The sequence below is a fragment of the uncultured Campylobacter sp. genome (assembly GCF_938040115.1).
GTDB lineage: Bacteria > Campylobacterota > Campylobacteria > Campylobacterales > Campylobacteraceae > Campylobacter_A.
On record NZ_CALHXD010000323.1, the window covers coordinates 1 to 5,519 of the forward strand.

The following is a 5,519-nucleotide window of genomic DNA, read 5'->3' on the forward strand; positions in this document are numbered from 1 at the left end:
AAATTTAGACCAAAGCGAGATATCGCACCTGATAGATAACGAGATAAAAAAGCGGCTGCTAGCGATCCCCGGCGTGCAACAAGTAAAGCGCCTAGGCGGCGTTACGCGCGAGATTAGGGTGCTTTTAGACCCCGCCGCGCTTAGCTCGCTAAAAATAGACGCTGCTCATATCAGCAAGCAGCTCGCACAAAATAACGCCGATTTGCCCGCTGGTAGAACGGTTTTAGACGGTGCTGAAAACAGCCTGCGCGTAACGGGCGGCGCAAGGAGCGCCGAGAAGCTAGCCGACACTCCTATCTGGTTAGACGGCGGCCGAAACGTCCGTCTGGGCGACATCGCTCGCGTTGAGGACTCGCACGCTGAGCCTAGAGCGCGCTCGAGGATGGATGGGCTGGAGACGGTCGGTTTTAGCGTATCGCGCTCAAAAGGCGCCAGCGACACGGTCGTGATGCAAAAGGTCGAGGAGGAGCTGGTTAAATTTACGGCAGAACGCGCAGACGTGAAGATAGATCAGATCTACACCTCGGCAAACGAAACCAAGCAAAGCTATATCCAAACGATCTGGATGCTAGCCGAGGGTGCGATACTAACGGTGCTTGTGGTATTTATTTTCTTGCGAGACGCGCGAGCGACGCTAGTGGCGGCTATATCGCTACCGCTTTCGATTCTACCGACGTTTGCGGCGCTTTATCTGCTGGACTACACGCTAAACGGTATCACGCTACTGGCTCTCATGCTAGTTATCGGCATACTCGTAGACGACGCGATCGTGGAGATAGAAAATATCAAAAAGCACCTAGCCCTAGGCAAACGCCCCTATCAGGCCGCCATCGACGCGGCTGATGATATCGGCTTTGCAGTGGTTGCCATTACGCTAACGATAGTGGCGATATTTTTGCCAGTTAGCTTTATCGGCGGAGGCATCGGGCAGTATTTTAGGCAGTTTGGCATCACGGTTGCGGCGGCGGTTTTGGCTTCGCTTTTAGTCGCGCGCTTAGCCACTCCGCTACTAGCGGCCTATATCCTAAAGCCCGAGGCCAAAGAGGAGCGCGAAGCGGGCAAACTAAAGGCCGCCTATCTAAATTTGCTAACTTTCACGCTAGATCACCGCAAATTTACGCTCTTTTTCGGCTTTTTGCTACTGCTTGGCTCGTTTGCGCTAATTCCGCTTTTACCGACGGGATTTTTGCCTCAAAGCGACGTCGGCAGAAGCAGCGTAAATATCACGCTAGCTCCGGGTTCTACGCTAGATCAGACCGACGAGAGGCTGATAAATTTAACTCGCGTCATCAAAGAAAACCCTGCCGTTCGGTCGGTTTTTGCGATAGCCGGAGGCGGCGGCGAAACGCACAAGGGCGAGCTGCTAATCACGCTAAAACCGCACAAGCAGCGCGACGTTACGCAAAAGCGGTTTGAAGACGAGCTGCGGGCGGAGCTGGCTAAATTTAGCGATATGAGATTTGCCTTCGCTAACGACATGGCCGCGCGCGATATCTCGGTAATCCTAGCAGGCGACGACGCGAACGCGCTCTCTAAAACCGCCGCGCTGATAAAATCTCAAATGAGCGGAGTTGCGGGCGTAAAAAACGCTCAAGTAAACGAACCGCTGCAAAAGCCGGAAATCCGCATAAATTTAATCAAAAAAGAGGCCGCAAGGCTGGGCGTGAGCCATCAGACTGTTGGCGAAGCTTTGCGTATCGCTACCGTAGGCGACACGGACGCGGCGTCGGCAAAATTTGACCTGCCGGACCGTCAAGTACCTATCCGCGTTAGCCTAGAGGAGAGCGCTAGAAACGATCTTGAAGTTTTGCGTAAAATTTACGTCCAAAGCGCGACAGGGACGGCCGTGCCGCTCTCAAGCGTGGCAGAAGTTTCGTATTCGCAGGGCGCTGCTAGCATAGAGAGGTTTGATAAACGTCGTAAGATCGCTGTCGAGGCCGATTTGCAACCCGGATTTACCATAGGCGAAGTTTTGGGGCAAATTTATGCCTTACCCGCGATGCAAAATTTGCCGAAAGGCATCTCCTCGCCCGAGTACGGCGATAGTGAGTATATGAGCGAGATGTTTGAGCAGTTTAGTATCGCGCTTGGCTTTGGAGTAACGATGTTTTTGCTGGTTTTGATCGTACTTTTTCGCGATTTTTTGCAGCCTGCGACGATATTTATTGCGCTTCCACTCTCTATCGGCGGGGCGGCCGGAGGTCTGCTACTTTACGGCGGGGCGCTTGATCTATCCGCCGTCATCGGCATCTTAATGCTCATGGCTATCGTGGGTAAAAACTCTATCTTGCTCGTTGATTTCGTCATCGAAAAGTGCCTGCGCGGAAGCGACGTCAGGCAGGCTTTGCTAAGCTCTGGCGCTGAGCGTGCGCGACCTATCGTTATGACTACGATAGCTATGATCGCCGGCATGGCGCCTGCGGTGTTTGCTAGCGGCTCTGGCGCGGAGTTTCGCGCGACGATGTCGGTAGCCGTGATTTGCGGACTGGCCGTTTCTACGCTGCTTAGCCTCGTTTTCGTGCCGACGGTTTATTCTATCGTTGATGACGTGAAAAACTTCCTTGGCAGGCGGCTTTCTAAGCTCACGTCCGTAACCGAGCAAGATAAGCAAAATGCGGCAGGATGGGAAGCTCGTTAAATTTAGCGCGTAAATTTATCGCTTTTTTCCGCGCGGCGCGGTAGATTTTGATTAAAGCCCGGGTTTATTCGGCGCGGATTAAATTTGAGCCGGGTTTTACGGCCGAATTTAGCTAAATTCGCAAGCCAAAAAGCCTAAATTTACGCGGTTTAATAATACCCCAGGCACATCGTTTCGGTTAGCTTTATGCGCTTTTCAAGCGGCGCAGGCGAGAAAAACGAGCACTTTTCTATATAAATTCTGTAGTCGTAATCAAGTCCGAAATCGTCGTAAAATTTCTTTAAATTTATAAATTTTATCCCGCAAATTTCGCGTAGATCAAAAAGCGGATAGAGTTTGGAGCCGTTTTTGGCAACGAGGTGCGAGGGTGCTAGAGTCGTAAACGAGCAAAATGCCGACGTGAGCACGAGTCCGGCCAGATCGCTGCAGCGCGCGGCCGCCTCGCGAAATCGCGCAGGAATGCATTTTTTATGCAGAAAAACGATGCGCGAGTTTTCAAATTTAGCGCAGATCGCGCCGCTCCAAAACAGATACGCATTGCCCGAAATTTCGGCGTTTCGCGCAAATTCGCAGCCCAGAACGTAATCGTCTAAAAATTCGTTTGGCGCAAGGGTTATTTTCATATTTTTCGTGCCTTTTTACGGGAAATTATAGCGAAATTTGCTTTTTTGGCTGTAAATTAGGTAATATTCGCCCAAATTTTACAAAGGACGAAAATGAAAAAGGTTATCTCTACAAAAGACGCTCCGCAAGCGATCGGACCGTATTCGCAGGCGATCGAGGCAAACGGATTTTTGTTTATTTCAGGGCAGCTGGGCGTTACGCCTGACGGCAAATTTGCGGGCGAGGATGTGAGGGCTCAAGCCGAGCAATCGATGCTAAATTTAAAGGCGATTTTGGCGCAGGCGGGGCTTGGCTTTGAAAACGCGGTAAAAACGACGATTTTTCTAGCCGACATCGAGGATTTTACGGCGGTAAACGAAATCTATGCCAAATTTTTTAGCGAGCCGTATCCGGCTAGAAGTACGATAGCCGTTAAAACGCTGCCAAAAGGCGGCCTAGTCGAGATCGAGCTCATCGCGGCGACGAAGTAAAATTTAAAATCAAGGAAAAAAATGAAAAAGATTATATTTGCGCTTGCAGTCGTTTTGATTGCGGTTTTTGGAGTCGCATTTTACGGCTCGTCTAAAGCCAAAGAGTCCTACGATAGGGGCGTGACGAGGCTAACTAGCGAGACTTTGAAGCTTGGATTTTTCAATATAAAAGCAAACGCGGTAGAAAACGACTACGACAAAGGCTTATTTAGTTCGCGCGCGGTGCTAAAACTCGAGCTCACCGACGGCAACGATCCGATCAAATTTGAAGCCAAAACGACGCTAAAACACGGATTTGCCGAGCTGTTTAGCGGCTTTAAGGCTCATAGCGACGTCAAAGCGCTAACGCCCGAAGCCGCGCTATATCTAAAGAAAATTTTCGGCACGGACGAGTTTTTAAGCGTCGACGCGCTGATAAAATTTGATAAAACCCGCGACGTGACGCTAAATTTGGCCGATATCAAAACAAATGAAGATGACTCTAGCTTTGTAATCTCAAAGCCTTTTGCAAAGGCGCAAATCAAAGAAAATAAGATAAAATCCCTAGAAATCGGCGTCGGTAAAATCGGCGGCGGCGATACGGACGGCGTGGATAAGGTCGATATAGAAAACGCTTCCGTGCTCATCGAGCTTAACGACTTCAAGGGCTTTGACGATCTCATCTCGTTTATAAACATACAAACCGCCTACGAAAATATAGCTAAAATCGGGGTGAAGGCCGATAAAATGAGCTTTAACAGCACTAAGGGTTATGATTTTCCAAAATCGGTCGGCATCACGGGTATGTCGTTTCTAGCACAGATAAAGCAAAATGCAGACGCAAATCTTCTCGATACGATTACCGACGCTAGTTTGGGCGCGCTTGACGTGGATGGCAAAAAGGTTCTTACGCAGCTAAATTTGAGCCTAAACGAGAAAAACGTAAATAAAGAAGCGATGGCGATGTACGTGAGCGATCCGCAAGAGGCGACCCTTTATAAGATTTTGATGAGTAAAAACTATGTGATGGAGGTTAAAAATTTTAGCTTTAAAAACCCAAACGGAAAGGAGCTTAAATTTAACGTCGTAGCCGATGCGTCGGGTCTTGGCGCGGAAAGCAAAACGCTGCATGACGACGTAGATATCCAAACAGCGCTAAAAGCGGTCAAATTTGACGGCGAGATAAAGGTGCAAGCCGCGTCTATAACAGAGTTTTTAAGCGCGTATAAGGGGCTGATGGCCGATAGTGACTTTAGTCAGATGATGGATGGTATCAAGCCTTTTGAAGAGCGCGTAAATTCGCTTTTTGCCAAAGATGGCGAGTATATGAGCGCGAAATTTAAGCACGACGTCGGCAGCGATGATCTGCTCGTAAACGATAAAATTTCGCTCAAAGAATTTATAATGAGCCTAATGGCAAACTGATTTCGTTTTATTTTTAGCGGACGATAGCGCTAAATTTACTGATTCGTCCGCTGAATGAATTTTGTTTTTGCCTATATATTAAGGTAAATTTCTGCAAAATAAAATTTGATAGAACCACCAACAAAAAATCTCTAAAATTTTTTACACCCCTCCTTTCCTTCAGCTTCTTTTAAGCATATTGCTTGTATAATTCCAGCTCACGAATTGAGAAACCACCTTTAACTTTCACGTTAATAAAGCCTTTTCTTTTAATATCGTAAGTTTTAATTTTGAGTTAAATAAACCATTCTCTGATTTTTGAGAATCTCAAATTTGACTTTTAAATTATGTTTTTTAATTTAACACTGTTAAACTAATTAGTCAATCTTTGAAATCTAAACAAG

4 protein-coding genes are annotated in these 5,519 nt (G+C 47.8%); 3 read left to right on the forward strand and 1 reads right to left on the reverse strand.

Features of this window, described 5'->3' with window-relative positions:
* The coding region (locus Q0314_RS10940) for an efflux RND transporter permease subunit (RefSeq protein ID WP_298058965.1) at positions 1–2,638 on the forward strand (2,638 nt) is incomplete at its 5' end.
* A gap of 149 nt (positions 2,639–2,787) precedes the next feature.
* On the opposite strand, the gene Q0314_RS10945 is transcribed toward Q0314_RS10940, so the two are convergent.
* The gene (locus Q0314_RS10945; RefSeq protein WP_298058968.1) at positions 2,788–3,261 is read right to left on the reverse strand and encodes a cysteine permease; all 474 of its coding nucleotides are present in this window, start codon (positions 3,259–3,261) and stop codon (positions 2,788–2,790) included.
* 93 nt (positions 3,262–3,354) lie between these two features.
* Here Q0314_RS10945 and Q0314_RS10950 point away from each other — a divergent pair, with 93 nt between their 5' ends.
* On the forward strand, positions 3,355–3,732 hold the full coding sequence (locus tag Q0314_RS10950) for a RidA family protein (protein ID WP_298058970.1): 378 nt from the start codon (positions 3,355–3,357) through the stop codon (positions 3,730–3,732).
* A 21-nt stretch (positions 3,733–3,753) separates the two neighbouring features.
* Positions 3,754–5,136 carry a DUF945 family protein gene (locus Q0314_RS10955; protein ID WP_298058972.1) on the forward strand — a complete coding sequence of 461 codons (1,383 nt, stop codon included), beginning with the start codon at positions 3,754–3,756 and terminating at the stop codon, positions 5,134–5,136.
* Positions 5,137–5,519 lie beyond the last annotated feature (383 nt).

Bases quoted from the DNA above. Each gene is read 5' to 3' on its own strand.
- Q0314_RS10950 (WP_298058970.1), top strand. From the start codon at position 3,355: ATGAAAAAGGTTATCTCTACAAAAGACGCTCCGCAAGCGATCGGACCG.
- Q0314_RS10945 (WP_298058968.1), bottom strand. From the start codon at position 3,261: ATGAAAATAACCCTTGCGCCAAACGAATTTTTAGACGATTACGTTCTG.
- Q0314_RS10955 (WP_298058972.1), top strand. From the start codon at position 3,754: ATGAAAAAGATTATATTTGCGCTTGCAGTCGTTTTGATTGCGGTTTTT.